At 61.8% G+C, this 20,429-nt stretch carries 2 protein-coding genes; both read left to right on the top strand.

Annotation, left to right across the window (positions count from 1 at the left end):
• Nucleotides 1-11 precede the first annotated feature (11 nt).
• Complete coding sequence (locus tag PG878_RS10365) at nt 12-10,820, top strand: non-ribosomal peptide synthetase (RefSeq protein WP_311186042.1); 10,809 nt, start codon at nt 12-14, stop codon at nt 10,818-10,820.
• The gene (locus PG878_RS10360; protein ID WP_311186041.1) at nt 10,804-20,400 is read left to right on the top strand and encodes a non-ribosomal peptide synthetase; all 9,597 of its coding nucleotides are present in this window, start codon (nt 10,804-10,806) and stop codon (nt 20,398-20,400) included. The genes PG878_RS10365 and PG878_RS10360 overlap by 17 nt, the downstream gene beginning before the upstream one ends.
• The last annotated feature ends 29 nt before the right edge of the window (nt 20,401-20,429 follow it).

Below are 20,429 nucleotides of genomic sequence, written 5' to 3'. Positions count from 1 at the left end.
AAATTATATAAATGCAAGACGCACTCGCTCCTGCCCTCTTCGAAGCCCAGTCGGGTCTGACGCCTGATGCGCTAGCGGCACTGTTTGGCGATGAGTCGTTGACCTACGCCGAACTCAATGCCCAGGCCAACCGCCTTGCCCACGCGTTGCGCGAGGCCGGTATCGGCACCGAACAGATCGTCGCCGTGGCCCTGCCACGCTCGCTGCAGATGCTGGTTGCTCTGCTGGCGGTGCTCAAGTCTGGTGGCGCCTACCTGCCGCTCGATCTGGACTATCCTGCCGAGCGCGTGGCTTACATGATCGAGGATGCGCAGCCGGCGGTGATCCTTGGCCACAGTCAGATGCTGGCCGCCCTCCCCGATCCGGCCGCAGTATGGTGCCTGGACCAATTGGACCTCTCGCTGCAGTCTGTGGCCGATCTGCAGGTCGCGCTGTCGCCAGAGCATCCGGCCTACGTGATTTACACCTCTGGCTCGACCGGCCGCCCGAAGGGCGTGAGCGTGCGCCACGGCGGTGTGCTCAATTTCCTGCACAGCATGGCGCAACGCCCTGGCATGGGCGCAGGCGAGACGCTCATGGCGTGCACACCGATCTCCTTCGACATTGCGGTACTGGAACTGTATCTGCCGCTGATGGTGGGAGGCCGGGTGCGGATTGTGCCGCGCTCGGTGAGCACTGATGGTCAGCGTCTGCGCGCGCTCTTGGAAGCAACCGCGCCGGAGGTGATGCAGGCCACGCCAGCGACCTGGCAATTGCTACGCGAAGCGGGCTGGACGCCGGCGGCGGGGATGCGGATGCTGTGCGGCGGCGAGGCGCTGCCGCCAGCACTGGCGGCATACCTGCGCGGCGGTGGCGCCTTGTGGAACATGTACGGTCCGACCGAGACTACAGTCTGGTCACTGTGCGACCAGGTGGGCGACGGTCCGATTCGGCTGGGCGAGGCGATCGCCAATACCGGCGTGTACGTGCTGGATGACGGTCTGCAGCCGGTGCCTGCCGGGATAACGGGCGAGTTATATCTGGGTGGTGAGGGGCTGGCGCGCGGATATTGGCGTCGTCCATCGTTAACGGCAGAGCGGTTCGTGGCCAACCCGTTCGAGGCCGGCGAGCGGATGTACCGCACCGGGGATCTGGTGCGGCGGGTGGCGGATGGTGAACTCGAGTTCCTGGGGCGAGTGGACCACCAGGTGAAGCTGCGCGGCTTTCGGATCGAGTTGGGCGAGATCGAGGCGTGCCTGTCGCGCCAGCCGGGCGTATCGCAGGCGGCCGTGGTGGCGCACGAGGATGCGCAGGGGCACAAGCGGCTCGTCGGGTATGTCGTGCCTGGCGTTGAGGCCGATGATCGCGACATCGGTCGCGAACACGTCCAGGTCGGCGAGTGGCAGGCAGTGTACGATCGCCTGTACGACAGCAATATCGATCTTCCGCACGACGAAGATTTTCGTGCACTCATCAGCAGTTTCGATGGCGCGCCGATTCCCTTGCCGGAGATGCGCGAGTGGCAGGCAGCGGCGGTGTCGCTGGTGATGCAGCAGCGTCCACGTCGCATACTGGAGATCGGCGTCGGCTCGGGCCTGATGCTCTGGAAGCTCGTCTCGCACTGCGAAGCCTACTGGGGCATCGACTTCTCTGTCCCGGCAATCGATGCTTTACGCGCGATGCTGGGCACGTACCCGGAGATTGCGCCGAAAGTCGAACTACGATCACTTGCGGCGCACGAGATCGCGGCGCTACCGGCCAATTATTTCGACACCATCCTGATCAACTCGGTGGTGCAGTACTTCCCCAGTGCCGACTATCTGGCCGAGGTGATCGCGCAGGCGATGACGTTGTTGGTGCCCGGCGGCCGGCTGGTGATCGGCGATGTGCGTAGCCTCCGACATCTGCGTCAGTTTGCAACCGCGCTGGCGCTGCACCAGGCTGATGCGAATGAAGATGCGGCGGCGTTGCGTACCCGCGTCTCGCAGTCGCTGGCGACGGAAAAAGAATTGCTGCTGGACCCAAGGTTTTTTGTCGCGGTAACACAGCGGTTGCCCGAGGCTGCCGGACTCGAAGTGCTGCTCAAGCGCGGCTGGTCGCATAATGAGCTGAGCGCTTACCGCTACGAGGTGGTGTTGCACAAACAGGGCGCCGAACTGCTGAGCGCGTCGGGGGTGCCCATGCTGGCCTGGGGTGACGCCGTCACGAACGCCGATGAACTGCAGGCACTTTTGAGCCAAACACGCCCTGCCCGGCTGCGGATAGGCCATGTGCCGAATCGGCGTCTGTTGAACGCTTCACGCGCAGTGCAACAGCTGCAGCGCGGCGAGGTGGCGCAAGCGCGGCACAGTGCTGCGGCATTGGCCGACGACGGGCTGGAACCCGAAGCGCTGTGCACCTTGGCCGAGTCGATGGGCTATTGGGCGGCGGCGATGTGGAGCGCGTCGGCGGACGACGGTGCATTCGATCTGGTACTGGTGGACGAGCGCGATCGCGCTAGCCGGCGTCCAGTGGACCTGCTAGCGCCGGGCGAACTGCAGGCACCGGCGCATTACGCCAACAACCCCGATGCTGATAGCGGGCTGCGCACCTTGACAGTCACACTGCGCCGCACGCTGGCGCAGGTGCTACCAGATTATATGGTGCCGTCGGTGATCATGCCGCTGACGGCGATGCCGTTGACACCCAATGGCAAGCTCGACCGCAAGTCGCTGCCTGCCCCCGACTTCGGTCGGGGCGACGGGCGAGCGCCGCGAACGCCACAAGAGATCCAGCTGGCGGCGCTATTTTGCGACGTACTGGGCCTGTCGTCGGTGGGCATCGACGACAACTTCTTCGACCTTGGCGGCCATTCCCTCCTGGCGACGCGTCTAGTGAGCCGGATACGCACGACGCTGTCCGTGGAACTGGGAATCGGTGATCTGTTCGAGTCGCCGACGGTAGCGACGCTGGCACAGCAGCTTGCGTACGCCGGCACGGCACGACTGCCCTTGTCGCGCTACGCGCGCACAGCGGAGGACGCGGTGCCGCTGTCATACGCGCAGCAGCGGCTATGGTTCATCCAGCAGTTGGAGGGGGTGAGCGGAACGTACAACATTCCGCTGGCATTGCGTCTGCAGGGAGTGCTGGACCACGATGCGCTGAAACAGGCACTGGTCGACCTCGTCGATCGTCACGAAATCCTACATACGCTACTGATCGACGCTGAAGGCGTTGGCATGCAGCGTATTCTGTCGCCAGGCATGTGGAACATACCGCTACGCTTAGAAGTCACCGCGGCATTAGACGCGGACGGCGAAGTGAAGCGTTCGATAAGCATCGGTTTCGACCTTTCGACTGATCTGCCGTTGCGCGCCCACCTGTTGCAGCTTGCACCCGATGAACATGTGCTCGTGCTGGTACTGCACCACATCGCTGGCGACGGCTGGTCCCTTGCGCCGCTACTACGCGATCTGGGGGCCGCCTACGCGGCCCGACGCGATGGCCGCGCACCCGATTGGACCCCGCTGCCCGTGCAATATGCCGACTACGCGCTATGGCAGCGCGAACTGCTCGGCGACGAAAACGACGCCAACAGCCTGCTCGCCCAGCAAGGCGAGTTCTGGAAGCGGACGCTGGACGGCATTCCCGAACAGATCACCCTACCCACCGACCGATCGCGACCGGCCGTGGCGAGCCACCGCGGCGATGTGATCGAATTCGTGGTGGATGCGCAGACACATGCCCAGCTGGTGGCGCTGGCACGACAACAGAACGCTACCCTGTTCATGGTCATCCATGCCGCATTCGCCCTCCTGCTGCACAAGCTCGGCGCCGGCGACGATGTGGTGATCGGCACGCCGGTCGCCGGGCGCACCGACGATGCCCTCGACGATCTGGTTGGCTTCTTCGTCAATACCTTAGTGCTGCGAACAGACCTATCCGGCAATCCGACGTTCCGCGAACTGTTGGCGAGAGTACGCACCGCAGATCTCGCCGCGTATGCGCACCAGGATCTGCCATTTGAGCGCCTGGTGGAACTGATCAACCCCACTCGCTCGCTAAGCCATCAGCCGCTGTTCCAAGTGATGCTGGCTGTACAGAATACCAAGGAGGTAGAAGTTTCGCTGCCCGGTCTCCAGGTGTTAAGTACCGAAATTGGGTTTGGCTTTGCCAAGTTCGATCTGAGCCTGCGTCTGACTGAACAGTTTGACGCGGAAAACATCCCGCATGGCATCGATTGCATTCTCGAGTTCTCGACCGACCTATTCGACCACAAGACCATTGAACGTCTGGCAATGCGCCTTTCGCGACTACTGGCATCAGTCGCGCGCTTCGCCGACATACCTGTGCATCACATCGATGCTCTGCTGCCCGAAGAGCGCGAACAGATTCTCGAAAAATGGAACGACACTCGTCGCGATGTCGAAGACACGACCTTCGTCTCGCTGTTCGAGCGCCAGGCTGCGCTTGTTCCTCACATGCCAGCGATTCGCTACGAAAACCTGACGCTGGACTACTCGACACTTGAGCGTCAAGCGAATGCGGTGGCGCGGATGCTGATTGCACGCGGGGTTCGCCCAGGTGATCGCGTGGCTTTGTGTCTATCGCGTTCGCCGACGACGATGGTCGCCCTGCTTGGCATCATGAAGTCCGGTGCAGCTTATTTGCCGATGGATCCGAATTATCCAGCCGATCGTCTCGCCTACATTCTGGAGAACGCCAATCCAGCGCTCGTACTAACCGATGCAGCATCTCGTGGCGTGCTGCCCGACGCAACGCCACTATGGCAACTGGACACCTCAGAGGCGCGGGAGCTTATGGAGCATGGCGACGGCTCGCAGGTCGGCGATACAGAACGTCTCTGCATGTTGCTGCCCGCGCATCCGGCTTACGTTATTTACACCTCTGGTTCCACCGGTCGCCCAAAGGGTGTATCGGTTTCACACCGGCAGCTAACGGTTACGCTGTTCGCGCTTATCGAACAGTTAGGATTCACCAGTAGCGATGTTTTCCCGAATCTCGCCTCCCACGCTTTCGACATATCCTTGGTCGAACTGCTGATGCCGCTGGCGGCCGGTGGTACTTGCATACTGATCGATCCAAGTGAAATGCGGGATCCTGCGCGACTAGCCAAATGGAGCTCAGGAAGCACCCACCTTCACGCTGTGCCGAGTTTGATGGACGCCCTGCTCACCTATCTCGATGGCGGCGGTGCGCTACTCCATTTCGAGAAAATCCGCGTGCTACTAGTCGGCGGTGAAGCTGTGCCGATGGAACTGCTCCGGCGTATGGCGAATTGCTTTCCATCGGCGCTTGTCTTTGAATTATACGGGCCAACCGAAGTGTCGGTCGTCAGCACGTGCTATCCGATCGATGCCGCTGCCCTGGCCTATCCGATGTACTGCATCGGTCGGCCGATTATGAATGTCCGCGCTTATGTGCTGAACAACTGGTTGCAGCCAGTGCCGGTCGGTGTAGCCGGAGAGTTGTACATTGCTGGCCCAGGCGTCGCCGACGGCTACATCGGACGTCCCGAGCTCACTGCTGAACGCTTCGTCGCAAGCATATTCGACTCAGGTGAGCGAATGTACCGAAGCGGCGATCTCGTGCGCTGGAACGCTGACGGGCATCTGGATTTCCTTGGACGCGCTGACCATCAGATTAAGATTCGTGGCTTCCGCATCGAACTGGGAGAAGTTGAAAGTGCATTGGCTGCCTGTGCTGGCGTTGCTCAGTGCGCAGTCGTCGCCCGCGAAGACGCGACTGGACTAATGCGCCTCGTTGCTTATGTCGGCGTCCAGGAGACGACTGCCACAACCGCTCATGCGCTGCGTGCACTGCTTCTGCGCAAGCTCCCGGAGTACATGGTGCCGTCCACGTTCATGGTGATGGACGCGATGCCGCTGAATGCGAACGGCAAGATAGACCGCAAAGCGCTTCCGAATCCAACGCAGCAGCTTGGCGAATCGCGGATGCCGCGCACTCCGGCCGAGCATGCGCTGGCTAAAATTTTTGCGGAGTTGCTGGGCCTTCCCGAGGTTGGTATTGACCACAACTTCTTCGATCTCGGCGGTGACAGCATCCGCTCCATCCAACTCGTAAGCCGCGCACGCGCGCAAGGCCTGTCACTGCGGCCGCGCGACATCTTCCAATCCCCCACCATCGCTGAATTGGCCCTCATCGCGGCAAAGGCAAGCGCAGAGGAGGTGGAAGGCGCTGGCAGCCTTCCGGCGAAGTCGCTCGGGGGTGAGGTCCGCGATGAAGACGATGTAATACTTCCGCTGGCACCGATGCAGGAAGGCTTACTGTTTCATCTTCTGTACGAGGAAGGCGCTGCGGATGCCTATGTCGTGCAGACTCTTTGCGACCTGGACGGCGCGGTCGACGCCGAGGAGTTACGTTCCGCCGGCGATGCGCTGCTCGCGCGGCATCCCAACCTGCGTGCCAGCTTCGCCCAGAGCGGCTTCAAGGAACCGGTACAGGTCATCCCGCGGCGGGTTGCACTTCCGTGGCGCTTCGTCGATCTGTCGCGCCTCGACGCCGACGCCGCACGTGCCGCCTGTGCCGACATCGAACGCGACGATGCGGCACTGTGCTTCGATGCCGCTCGCGGCCCCCTCCTGCGCATGACCCTCGTACGCCTCGCCGCCGATGCACACCGCCTGATCCTGAGCAATCACCACATAGTACTCGATGGCTGGTCGATGCCGATTCTCGTCGAAGAATTGTTCGCCCTGTATCGCGGACAGATAGCGAGTCTGCCATCGCCTACGCCTTACAAAACCTATCTCGCTTGGCTGCGCGCGCAGGATGCAGTGGCTGCGGAGGCAGCGTGGCGCCGCCATCTAGCCGGCGTGGACGAACCGACCCGTCTGGCCGGCGGACGCGGCATCGACGTGGCACCCGTGCCGCAGGTATACACATTGCATCTGGACGCCGAGCTGAGTGAAGCTCTGCAGCAGCGCGCCCGCGCCTGCGGCGTAACCCTGAACACGATCTTCCAAGCGGCGTGGGCGGTGTGGCTGTCGCGCCACACTGGACGACGCGACGTGACCTTCGGCATCACGGTGTCGGGCCGTCCGCCGGAGATCGTGGGCGTGGAGCGGATGGTAGGTCTGTTCATCAATACCGTACCGCTACGGGTAGTACTTGACCCGGCAGAGCAGGTAGAGACGTTACTGCGCCGGATCCAATCGGAACAGGCAGAACTGTTGGAGCATCAACATCTCGGGCTGGTACAGATCCAGCGTATTGCCGGCATCGGCGAACTGTTCGATACCAGTTTTGCGTTTGAAAACTATCCGATTCGCAAGGAAGCGGTTTCGACGGCGATGGAAGGTGCACGTCTTTGCGACGTAAGGATGGTCGGCGGCGATACCACGCATTACCCTCTAAGCCTTCTGGTCATCCCCGGCGAACATGCTGAGCTGCGCTTCGGATACCGCCAGGGCGTATTTGACGCGACCATCGTCGAGGCGATGGCGCAGCGATACACACATGTATTGGCAGCGTTCGTACTCCGCACCGAGGCACTCAGTGCTGAAATTTCGGTGCTTCCTCCGCCTGAGCGCACACAGTTGCTTGAGGCCTGGAACGACACTGCGCGCGAGCTGCCGCAGCTGCCGTTTCCGGCCCTGTTCGAACGTCAGGTCGCCGCAACCCCAGACGCATCCGCCCTGGTCTTGGACGACGTCGAGCTCTCCTATGCAGAACTCGACCGCCGCGCGAACAAAGTCGCCCATGCCCTGATGGCGCAGGGCATTGGACCGGAAGACATCGTCGGACTGGCCCTGCCGCGCTCCATCGACGTCATTGTCGTCTTGCTCGGCATTCACAAGGCTGGCGCTGCCTATCTTCCGCTCGATCCAGACTATCCGGCAGAGCGCCTGGCCTTCATGCTTGAAGACGCCCGTCCGCGTCTACTCGTGTCCACTGCGGAGGGCGCGCGCGCCTTGCCGCCGGGGCCGCCAGTGTGGGCCTGGGACGCCCCGGAAATCCAACGTGCCATCGTGCAAGCACCAATGCACGCGCCCGGCGACGACGAACGCCGCTGTGCGTTGTCGGTCGAGCACCCAGCCTACGTGATCTACACCTCTGGTTCGACCGGCAAACCCAAAGGCGTGGTGGTCACTCACCGCGGCTTAGGTAACACCGCACTCGCTTTGAGCGAGCGCTTCGGCGTCGGTCGCGATGGCCGTGTGCTGCAATTCGCCTCGCACAGCTTCGATGCAGCCATTTCCGAAATCGCGCTAGCGTTCATGGCTGGCGCGACACTGGTTCTGGCGAGCGCCGAAAGTGTGCAGTCGGCACAGTCGCTCAACGCGCTGGTGGCGCGTGAACGGATCAGCTACACGACCTTCCCACCGGCGCTGCTGCCGGAACTGGATCCGACGGCGATGTCGACCCTGACGTCGCTTGGTGTGGCCGGCGACGCCTGTCCGGATACGGTGGTGCAGGCGTGGTCCCCGGGTCGCTGCATGCTCAACGAATACGGGCCGACCGAAGCAACAATCTGCGCGACAACCAGCAGCCCGTTACGCGGCAGCGGCAAACCCCCGATCGGTCGACCACTGCCTAACACACGCGTGTACGTGCTCGATGAACACCTGCAGCCGGTGCCGGTAGGTGTGGCGGGCGAATTGTACATCGCCGGCCTCGGTCTGGCGCGCGGCTATCTTGGCCAAACAGCACTCACTGCCGCGCGGTTCGTGGCAAATCCATTCGAGCAGGGCGCGAGGATGTATCGCACAGGCGACCTGGTGCGCTGGCTATCGGAGGGGGAGCTGGACTTTCTTGGTCGCGTGGATCATCAGGTGAAGTTGCGCGGGTTCCGTGTGGAACCGGGAGAAATCGAATCGCAGCTGCGCAAGTTGCCGGGAGTGTCCCAAGCGGTCGTGATCGCGCGCGAGGACGTTCCAGGGCAGAAGCAATTGGTGGCGTATGTGGTAGCCGAAGCGGAACGGACGCTAGAGCCAGCGGGTCTGCGGCGTGCTCTATCGGAGCATCTGCCGGACTACATGGTGCCGTCGGCGGTGGTGGTATTGATGCAGCTGCCGCTATCGCCAAACGGAAAGCTGGACCGGTCGAAGCTGCCAGCCCCGGACTACGGCGCGAAGACGGCGATGGGAACCGCGCCACGGACACCGCAAGAGCAAACGTTGGTGTCGCTGTTCTCTGAGGTGCTGGGCCTGGAGACTGTAGGCATCGAACAGAACTTCTTCGACCTCGGCGGCGACAGCATCACCGCAATCCGGCTCGTCAGTCGCGCTCAGCAAGAGGGACTGACGCTCAAGCCGCGCGACATTTTTAGACTGCGCACGCCAGAAGCCCTCGCCATTGCTGGAGTGCTGTCCGACAAACCTGCGAGCACCGCCATAGAATCGTCCATCGGCCCACTCCCAGCGACGCCGATTATGCATTGGTTTATCGAGCGTAGCGGCGAAGGCTTCAATAGCTTCCAGCAAAAGATACTAATTCGCACGCCTGCAGGCCATCGGTTCGACGATCTGTGCACGGCAGTCCAGGCCGTGCTAGACCAACACGACATCCTTCGACTGCGCATGTCTGAGGACGGTAGTTTGTATGTGCCTGAAATCGGCACTATTTGCGCTGCCGATTGCATCGAGCGCATCGACGTTTCGAAATGCGATGGGAATGCCCTTCGCGCGGCAATTGCCGCGGCCACGGGGAGATCGCAGGCGATGCTTGCGCCATGTGAAGGACGAGTGCTACGCGTCGTCTGGTTCGACGCGGGCGAAAGTGACGCCGGGCGACTCCTTGTGATCGCGCACCATCTCGTTGTAGACGGCGTATCTTGGCGCATCTTGCTGCCCGATCTCATCGACGCCTGGCAGGCGACGCATGCGGGCCGCCCGATCCGATTCCAGCCTAGGAGCACATCTTTCCGCGAGTGGACAGTGCGGTTACACAGGCACGCAATCACGATGCAGCGGCGCGCCGAATTGCCGCTGTGGCAGTCGATACTGCAGGGCCACGACCCGCGTCTGTCAGACGAGACACTCGACCCGCGACTTGATCGTGTGGACAGTAGTCGCACAATGCGGCTTCGCCTGCCTGTGGCCGCAACAGAGCTCTTGCTCGGCCCAGTGCCGGCCCGGCTTGGCGGTCGCATCAACGACGTTTTGCTAACCGCGTTCTCGGTCGCATTAGCCGACTGGCGCGACCAGCGCGGTCGCGGTGGCGACAGTATCCGCATCGATTTGGAAGCACACGGTCGCGAGGACATCTTCAGCGACGTGGATCTATCGCGTACGGTCGGCTGGTTCACCAGCGTCTATCCAGTGCGCTTCGATCTTGCCGGCATCAGGCTACACCGTGCTGTAAAAGGTGGAAGCGAACTTGGACACGCGTTCCGGCGCATACGTGATCGTTTGCATTCGATTCCGGACCACGGCATCGGTTATGGTCTGCTTCGGCACCTCGACAACGCGTCCGCTGCAACGCTTGCGCGCCATGCCCCTTCTCAGGTCGCTTTCAACTACTTAGGTCGCTTCGAAGGTGCTTCCGACCGTGACTGGGCGTCCGCGGCGGAGGCAGATCTGATCGGCGGTGGCGCGCAGGGTGAAATGCCGCTCGAATATGCGATCACGCTCAATGCGGTGGCCGAGGATCGCTCGGATGGTCCAAGTCTCGTCGCCGACTGGACGTGGGCGGAACGCCTATTCGTAGAGGCCGAAATCCAGTCCCTGGCTCAATCATGGTTCGATGTGCTGCAACGCCTCATCGTGCACGAGGGTGAGTCTGAGGTCGGCGGCTTTACGCAAATCGATCTATCGCTGCTTTCGATCGAACCTTCCGACATTGAATACCTGGAATCGATTTATGACTCTCGACATTGAGGACATGTTGCCGCTGTCCCCGTTGCAGCAAGGATTGCTATTCCAACACCTCTATGCGGTCGGCAGTCACGACGCATATTTGGTACAGACGCTGTACGATTTAGACGGCGCGGTCGACGCCGAGGAGTTGCGTTCCGCCGGCGATGCGCTGCTCGCGCGACATCCCAACCTGCGTGCCAGCTTCGCCCAGAGCGGCTTCAAGGAACCGGTACAGGTCATCCCGCGGCGGGTTGCACTTCCGTGGCGCTTCGTCGATCTGTCGCGCCTCGACGCCGACGCCGCACGTGCCGCCTGTGCCGACATCGAACGCGACGATGCGGCACTGTGCTTCGATGCCGCTCGCGGCCCCCTCCTGCGCATGACCCTCGTACGCCTCGCCGCCGATGCACACCGCCTGATCCTGAGCAATCACCACATAGTACTCGATGGCTGGTCGATGCCGATTCTCGTCGAAGAATTGTTCGCCCTGTATCGCGGACAGATAGCGAGTCTGCCATCGCCTACGCCTTACAAAACCTATCTCGCTTGGCTGCGCGCGCAGGATGCAGTGGCTGCGGAGGCAGCGTGGCGCCGCCATCTAGCCGGCGTGGACGAACCGACCCGTCTGGCCGGCGGACGCGGCATCGACGTGGCACCCGTGCCGCAGGTATACACATTGCATCTGGACGCCGAGCTGAGTGAAGCTCTGCAGCAGCGCGCCCGCGCCTGCGGCGTAACCCTGAACACGATCTTCCAAGCGGCGTGGGCGGTGTGGCTGTCGCGCCACACCGGACGACGCGACGTGACCTTCGGCATCACGGTGTCGGGCCGTCCGCCGGAGATCGTGGGCGTGGAGCGGATGGTAGGTCTGTTCATCAATACCGTACCGCTACGGGTAGTACTTGACCCGACAGAGCAGGTAGAGACGTTACTGCGCCGGATCCAGTCGGAACAGGCGGAGCTGTTGGAGCATCAACATCTCGGGCTGGTACAGATCCAGCGTATTGCAGGCATCGGCGAACTGTTCGATACGCTATTTGTTTTCGAGAATCTGCGCGAGCACAAAGGCGCACTGGCGACACCGGGCGACAGCCCGAGTATTGATTACGCTGGCGGCGTTGGCGGCGACGTGTCGCACTACCCTCTGGGCCTGATGGCTAAGCCTGGACAGACCGAAGTGGAGCTTCGCTTCAGTTATCTGCCGAATCTGTTTGGTGCGCGCGTCATCGAGGACATGGCAGCGCATTTCGTGCATGTGCTTCGCGCAATGACGACGTCACCAAAAGTTCTGATCGGTCAGATCGGTTTACTCGATGCGCATAGCGCGGCGCGTGCTACAACCATTGCCAATCTGCAACACTGGCCCGACGCACTCGCTCCTGCCCTCTTCGAAGCCCAGTCGAGTCTGACGCCTGATGCGCTAGCGGCACTGTTTGGCGATGAGTCGTTGACCTACGCCGAACTCAATGCCCAGGCCAACCGCCTTGCCCACGCGTTGCGCGAGGCCGGTATCGGCACCGAACGGATCGTCGCCGTGGCCCTGCCACGCTCGCCGCAGATGCTGGTTGCCCTGCTGGCGGTGCTCAAGTCTGGTGGCGCCTACCTGCCGCTCGATCTGGACTATCCTGCCGAGCGCGTGGCTTACATGCTCGAGGATGCGCAGCCGGCGGTGATCCTTGGCCACAGTCAGATGCTGGCCGCCCTCCCCGATCCGGCCGCAGTATGGTGCCTGGACCAATTGGACCTCTCGCTGCAGTCTGTGGCCGATCTGCAGGTCGCGCTGTCGCCAGAGCATCCGGCCTACGTGATTTACACCTCTGGCTCGACCGGCCGCCCGAAGGGCGTGAGCGTGCGCCACGGCGGTGTGCTCAATTTCCTGCACAGCATGGCGCAACGCCCTGGCATGGGCGCAGGCGAGACGCTCATGGCGTGCACACCGATCTCCTTCGACATTGCGGTACTGGAACTGTATCTGCCGCTGATGGTGGGAGGCCGGGTGCGGATTGTGCCGCGCTCGGTGAGCACTGATGGTCAGCGTCTGCGCGCGCTCTTGGAAGCAACCGCGCCGGAGGTGATGCAGGCCACGCCAGCGACCTGGCAATTGCTACGCGAAGCGGGCTGGACGCCGGCGGCGGGGATGCGGATGCTGTGCGGCGGCGAGGCGCTGCCGCCAGCACTGGCGGCATACCTGCGCGGCGGTGGCGCCTTGTGGAACATGTACGGTCCGACCGAGACTACAGTCTGGTCACTGTGCGACCAGGTGGGCGACGGTCCGATTCGGCTGGGCGAGGCGATCGCCAATACCGGCGTGTACGTGCTGGATGACGGTCTGCAGCCGGTGCCTGCCGGGATAACGGGCGAGTTATATCTGGGTGGTGAGGGGCTGGCGCGCGGATATTGGCGTCGTCCATCGTTAACGGCAGAGCGGTTCGTGGCCAACCCGTTCGAGGCCGGCGAGCGGATGTACCGCACCGGGGATCTGGTGCGGCGGGTGGCGGATGGTGAACTCGAGTTCCTGGGGCGAGTGGACCACCAGGTGAAGCTGCGCGGCTTTCGGATCGAGTTGGGCGAGATCGAGGCGTGCCTGTCGCGCCAGCCGGGCGTATCGCAGGCGGCCGTGGTGGCGCACGAGGATGCGCAGGGGCACAAGCGGCTCGTCGGGTATGTGACTGCTGACAGTGACGTATCGCTAGACACCATCAACCTGCGTGCCGCGCTATCGCAAGCCCTTCCCGAGCATATGCTACCTAGTTCGATCGTCGTACTAGGCGCGATGCCAATCACCGCAAATGGCAAAATTGATCATAAATTGCTGCCTCATGCCGGTACCAACGCGCTACAGAGAACCTATGAAGCGCCGAGCGGAGAACTTGAAATCATGCTCGCCGAACAATGGGCGCAATCATTCGGTCTGGAGCGCGTGGGACGGCATGATCACTACTTTGAGCTTGGCGGCCATTCGCTGACGGCGATGCAACTGGTAGGCAAGCTGCGCCGACTCGGGCACAACACAGACGTTCGGACGTTGTTCGACCATCCGACGCTCGCCGACTTCGCCGCCAATTTGACTGGCAACTGCAACATCGAGGTGCCGCCAAACCGTATTTCTGTTGGCTGCACCGCGATTACCCCGAATCTTTTGCCACTGGCGACGCTAACCCAGGCCGATATCGATCTGATCGTCTCCCGCACGCCGGGCGGCATCTGCAACGTTCAAGACATCTATGCCCTGTCGCCGCTGCAGGAAGGCATATTATTCCACCACTTGCTCAATCCGGCGAAAGACCCATATCGCCAGTCGATGCAACTGTCGTTCGACGACCGCCACCGTCTCGATCGTTATCTCGACGCGATGAGCTTGCTGGTACGGCGCCACGACATCCTGCGCACGACATTTCAATGGGAGCAGCTATCTGAACCAGTGCAGGTTGTGTTGCGCCAGGCTGCTTCGCCGCAGATTGACCACATCGAGCTCCAACCGGGAACTTCGATCGATGCCGCGTTGGACCCAGCGCGGTTCCCAATTGACTTGACTAGATCTCCCTTGCTGCGCTTCGTCGTCGCGCAGGAGCCGGATTCGCAGCGTTGGAGGCTATTGCAGCTCCAGCATCATTTGATCGGAGATCGCGCGACCGTAGAGGTTCTGCTGAATGAAGTGACTGCGTTGATGGACGATCACGACGCGTCTTTGCCACATGCGCAGCCATATCGCAACCTAATCGCGCGCGCTAGACTGGGGTCCAGCGACGAAGAGCACGCGCGTTTTTTTCGCGCAATGCTCGCCGACATCGAGGAGCCTACGCTTCCCTTCGGGCTAATCGACGTGCAAGGTGACGGTATAGACCTAGACGAAGCCTGCTTGTCCCTCCCGATAGGACTCGTCACCGCTCTTAGCACTATCGCACGCAGCCACGGCGTCACTCTCGCCAGCCTCTGCCATCTTGCTTGGGGGCTGGTCATCGCGCGTGCAAGTAACCGCGAACAGGTGGTTTTCGGTAGCGTGTTGCTGGGCCGCATGCAAAGCGGAGAAGGCGCGTTGGGACTTTCAATCAACACCCTTCCCATGCGCGTGAACGTGGGAAGGGCATCTGTGCGCGAGAGCGTGCGCGAAACCCACGCACGCCTCTCTGGCCTTATCCGCCACGAGCATGCGTCCCTGGGACTTGCGCAGCGTTGCAGCGCTGTGCCACAGCCAACGCCGCTGTTCAGCTCGCTGTTCAACTATCGTCACGACACACCGGGTGACGAAGCTGCCACACCACGCCTGCCCGCCGGCGTGCGCTGGCTCGGCGGCGATGAGCGCACAAACTACCCACTGATCCTATCGATGGATGATCGGGGAACAGAGCTTGATCTCATTGTTCAGGTAGTCCGCCCACACGTCGCAGATAGGATCGCCGCGCAGATGCAGCACGCGCTGGAATGCTTGGTGACCGCGCTAGAGCGCACGCCGAACCTGCCGGTTTGCGAACTCGATGTACTTCCCGCGGAAGAGCGCCACTTCCTGTTGGAGACGCTCAACGATACTAAGACATCACATCGCGCCGCCCTGTGCATGCACCAGCCGTTCGAGACCCTGGCGCACAGCTGTCCAGACCTGCCTGCGCTAATTGTAGGCGAGCATCGCCTGAGCTATGCAGAACTAAATCGGGCTGCCAACCGCGTCGCGCATGGCCTCCTCGCACTTGGTGTCCGCCCCGATGATCTGGTCGCGATCTGTGTCGAACGCGGTGTGCCGATGGTGATCGGCCTACTGGGCATCCTCAAGGCGGGGGGCGCTTATTTGCCCTTGGATCCAAGTCAGCCGGCTAACCGCTTGGCCATGATCCTTGAGGATGCAGCCCCGCGACTTATGTTGGTCGACGGCGCCGGGCGGCACGCAACGGCCGGCCATCCCGAACAGGTTCTGACGCTCGCGCTCGATGACGAAGCAACCTTCGAAAGCCAGTCCGACACCGACCTTGATCCCGCTGACTTGGGACTGACCACGCGTCACCTCGCCTACGTCATCTACACCTCTGGCTCCACAGGCATGCCAAAGGGCGCCATGAACGAACACCGCGCGCTCAGGAACCGCCTCGACTGGATGCAATCAGCCTACGGGTTGGGACCCGGCGATGTAGTGCTGCAAAAGACCTCATTTGGCTTCGACGTCTCAGTGTGGGAGTTCTTTTGGACGCTCGGGCAAGGCGCCACTCTAGTGGTGGCACCGCCTGAGGCACACAAGGATCCTGGTGCGCTGGCAGAGCTAATCTTTGAGCACGCCGTCACAATCGTGCATTTCGTGCCTTCGATGCTCAGTAGCTTTCTGGATTTTGAGCACACTGGTCGCTGTGCCAGCCTGCGCCATATCGTCTGCAGCGGCGAGGCTCTGCCGGCGGCGACTCTACGCAAGGCACGACGCATGTTGCCCGATGCCGCTCTGCACAATCTTTACGGTCCGACCGAGGCGGCGATTGACGTCACCGCTTGGACCTGTCCCGCAGATTTCGATGCGGGCGTTGTACCGATCGGACGTCCAATTGCAAACACTCGAATGTACCTACTTGACGAGCGTGGCCGGCCGGTCCCGTTTGGCGTTGTCGGGGAGCTGTACATAGGCGGCAGCGGCGTTGCGCGAGGCTACCTCAATCGAGATGAATTGACGGCGGAGCGCTTCCTTTCCGACCCCTTCTCCTCAGCGCCCGAGGGACGGATGTATCGCACGGGTGACATCGCGCGTTACCTACCCGATGGCAATATCGATTTCATCGGTCGCAACGACCAGCAGATCAAATTACGCGGATTCCGCATAGAGCTAAGTGAGATCGAAGCCGCACTCCTAGCTATTGAAAATATATTACGGTGCACAGTTGTCCTCCGCGAGGATAAACCGGACGATAAGCGCTTGGTCGCCTACATGGTTGCCGCCACGTCGACTGATCCGGCGACGTTCGTAGCCCGGGTTCAGGGCGAACTTTCGACGAGATTGCCCGAGTACATGGTTCCCGCAGCTTACGTGCTGCTCGAAGCGATGCCACTGAATACCAACGGCAAGCTCGACTATAAAGCCCTGCCAGAGCCATCTGGCGACGCCTACCCGCGCGACGCCTACACGTCCCCACAGAACGCTACCGAACTAGCGATAGCCAACGCATGGTCGACACTGCTCGGCATTGAACGCGTCGGTCGTCAAGACCACTTTTTTCGGTTGGGCGGTCATTCCCTGCTTGCGGTTCGCCTCATCGAACACCTTCGCAAGCAGGACATTCATCTTGACGTTCGCACGCTGTTCCTGCACCCAACGCTGTCGGAACTGGCAGCGCTTGTCCGCGAGCGCCACTGCGTGACCGCACCGTTGAACCGCATACAGATAGGCGACACCCTAATCACACCAGACAAGCTTCCGCTGATCGAGCTTACCCAGGCCGATATCGATTGCATCGTGGCCACCGTGCCCGGGGGGATCAACAACATCCAGGACATCTATGCGCTTTCCTCGCTGCAGGAAGGCATTCTCTTCCATCACCAGCTCGCTTCCGAAGGCGATCCTTATCTTCAGATCAATCGTCTGGAGCTAGCCAATCGTAGTTCGCTTGATCGCTATTTGGCTGCAGTGCAGCGTGTAGTTGACCGTCACGACATCCTACGCACCGTCTTCGTGTGGGAAAACTTGTCGACACCGGCACAGGTGGTGTTGCGTGCGGCAAAATTACAGGTAGACGAGGTTGCGCTTAATTCAGACGACATCCCTACCATCGATGCCCTGGCGCGCCGCTATGATCCACGTCATTACCGTATCGATCTCGGAAAAGCCCCATTGCTGCGCTTCGCCATCGCCCGCCAGCCAGGCAGCGAACGCTGGGTGGTACTACAGATACAACATCATCTGATAGATGACATCTCGTCACTCGCCATCATGCTCGGCGAAATACGTGCGATCCTGGACGATCGCGAAATGGAATTGCCACCGCCGCTGCCTTTCCGGGAGATGGTCGCGAAGGGGCGTCTGGGTCCGACAGTAGCCGAGCAGGAAGCTTTCTTCCGTGGGATGCTGGCCGATATACAAGAGCCGACGCTGCCACTCGGTCTAGCCGACGTGCACCGAGACGGCAGCGCAATGGATGATGGCGAGCGTCTGCTGCCGGCCAGACTCACCGGCTCTCTCCGTGCCGAAGCGCGCCGCCTCGGCGTCAGCCTTGCCAGCCTCTGCCATGTCGCGTGGGGGCTGGTCGTAGGTCGACTTAGCGGGCGTGATCACGTGGTGTTCGGTACCGTGCTGTTTGGCCGTATGCATGCTGGGGCGAGCAGTGACCGCGCAATGGGTTTGTTCATCAACACGCTTCCGCTGCGTTTGGATCTGGTGGGGACGAGCGTGGTGGATGCAGTTCTTGCCACCCATGCACGACTTGCCGACTTGATGCGACATGAAAATGCCTCGCTAGCCCTAGCGCAACGCTGCAGCGGCCTCGTCTCTCCAGCACCTCTTTTCAGCGCACTGCTTAACTACCGTCACTACGATACTCAAGCCTCAGCCGGGCCAGATCCGTTGCCAGGCGTAACTTGGCTGAGCGGCGATGAGCGGTCGAACTATCCCTTCACGCTTTCCGTAGACGATCGCGAAGATGCACTAGGGTTGAACGCGCAAGTGGCGAAGCCGCATTCCGCCGAGCGCCTCTGCAGCTACATGCAACAGGCCTTGGAAAACTTACTGGATGCGCTGATCCATACGCCCGCGATCCCGGTGCAAAAACTGAAAGTGCTTCCCCTGCCTGAGCGCACACAGTTGCTTGAGGCCTGGAACGACACTGCGCGCGAGCTGCCGCAGCTGCCGTTTCCGGCCCTGTTCGAACGTCAGGTCGCCGCAACCCCAGACGCATCCGCCCTGGTCTTGGACGACGTCGAGCTCTCCTATGCAGAACTCGACCGCCGCGCGAACAAAGTCGCCCATGCCCTGATGGCGCAGGGCATTGGACCGGAAGACATCGTCGGACTGGCCCTGCCGCGCTCCATCGACGTCATTGTCGTCTTGCTCGGCATTCACAAGGCTGGCGCTGCCTATCTTCCGCTCGATCCAGACTATCCGGCAGAGCGCCTGGCCTTCATGCTTGAAGACGCCCGTCCGCGTCTACTCGTGTCCACTGCGGAGGGCGCGCGCGCCTTGCCGCCGGGGCCGCCAGTGTGGGCCTGGGACGCCCCGGAAATCCAACGTGCCATCGTGCAAGCACCAATGCACGCGCCCGGCGACGACGAACGCCGCTGTGCGTTGTCGGTCGAGCACCCAGCCTACGTGATCTACACCTCTGGTTCGACCGGCAAACCCAAAGGCGTGGTGGTCACTCACCGCGGCTTAGGTAACACCGCACTCGCTTTGAGCGAGCGCTTCGGCGTCGGTCGCGATGGCCGTGTGCTGCAATTCGCCTCGCACAGCTTCGATGCAGCCATTTCCGAAATCGCGCTAGCGTTCATGGCTGGCGCGACACTGGTTCTGGCGAGCGCCGAAAGTGTGCAGTCGGCACAGTCGCTCAACGCGCTGGTGGCGCGTGAACGGATCAGCTACACGACCTTCCCACCGGCGCTGCTGCCGGAACTGGATCCGACGGCGATGTCGACCCTGACGTCGCTTGGTGTGGCCGGCGACGCCTGTCCGGATACGGTGGTGCAGGCGTGGTCCCCGGGTCGCTGCATGCTCAACGAATACGGGCCGACCGAAGCAACAATCTGCGCGACAACCAGCAGCCCGTTACGCGGCAGCGGCAAACCCCCGATCGGTCGACCACTGCCTAACACACGCGTGTACGTGCTCGATGAACACCTGCAGCCGGTGCCGGTAGGTGTGGCGGGCGAATTGTACATCGCCGGCCTCGGTCTGGCGCGCGGCTATCTTGGCCAAACAGCACTCACTGCCGCGCGGTTCGTGGCAAATCCATTCGAGCAGGGCGCGAGGATGTATCGCACAGGCGACCTGGTGCGCTGGCTATCGGAGGGGGAGCTGGACTTTCTTGGTCGCGTGGATCATCAGGTGAAGTTGCGCGGGTTCCGTGTGGAACCGGGAGAAATCGAATCGCAGCTGCGCAAGTTGCCGGGAGTGTCCCAAGCGGTCGTGATCGCGCGCGAGGACGTTCCAGGGCAGAAGCAATTGGTGGCGTATGTGGTAGCCGAAGCGGAACGGACGCTAGAGCCAGCGGGTCTGCGGCGTGCTCTATCGGAGCATCTGCCGGACTACATGGTGCCGTCGGCGGTGGTGGTATTGATGCAGCTGCCGCTATCGCCAAACGGAAAGCTGGACCGGTCGAAGCTGCCAGCCCCGGACTACGGCGCGAAGACGGCGATGGGAACCGCGCCACGGACACCGCAAGAGCAAACGTTGGTGTCGCTGTTCTCTGAGGTGCTGGGCCTGGAGACTGTAGGCATCGAACAGAACTTCTTCGACCTCGGCGGGCATTCACTACTAGCTACGCGCCTGTTGGGACGGATTCGCAGTAGTTTCTCCGTTGATCTCTCGATCCGAACGCTATTTGAAGCACCGACCGCGGCAGAACTCGCCAAACGCATTGCCGAAGCACCAAAGACACGCATCCTCGTACGTCCGTTGATGCAGCGGACCCGCCAACCGAACTGACTTTCTTGTGAATGCGCTTGGGGAAGCTC

The organism is Xanthomonas hawaiiensis (assembly GCF_031834635.1).
GTDB lineage: Bacteria > Pseudomonadota > Gammaproteobacteria > Xanthomonadales > Xanthomonadaceae > Xanthomonas_A > Xanthomonas_A sacchari.
This window is presented reverse-complemented; position numbering and strand designations above follow the sequence as displayed.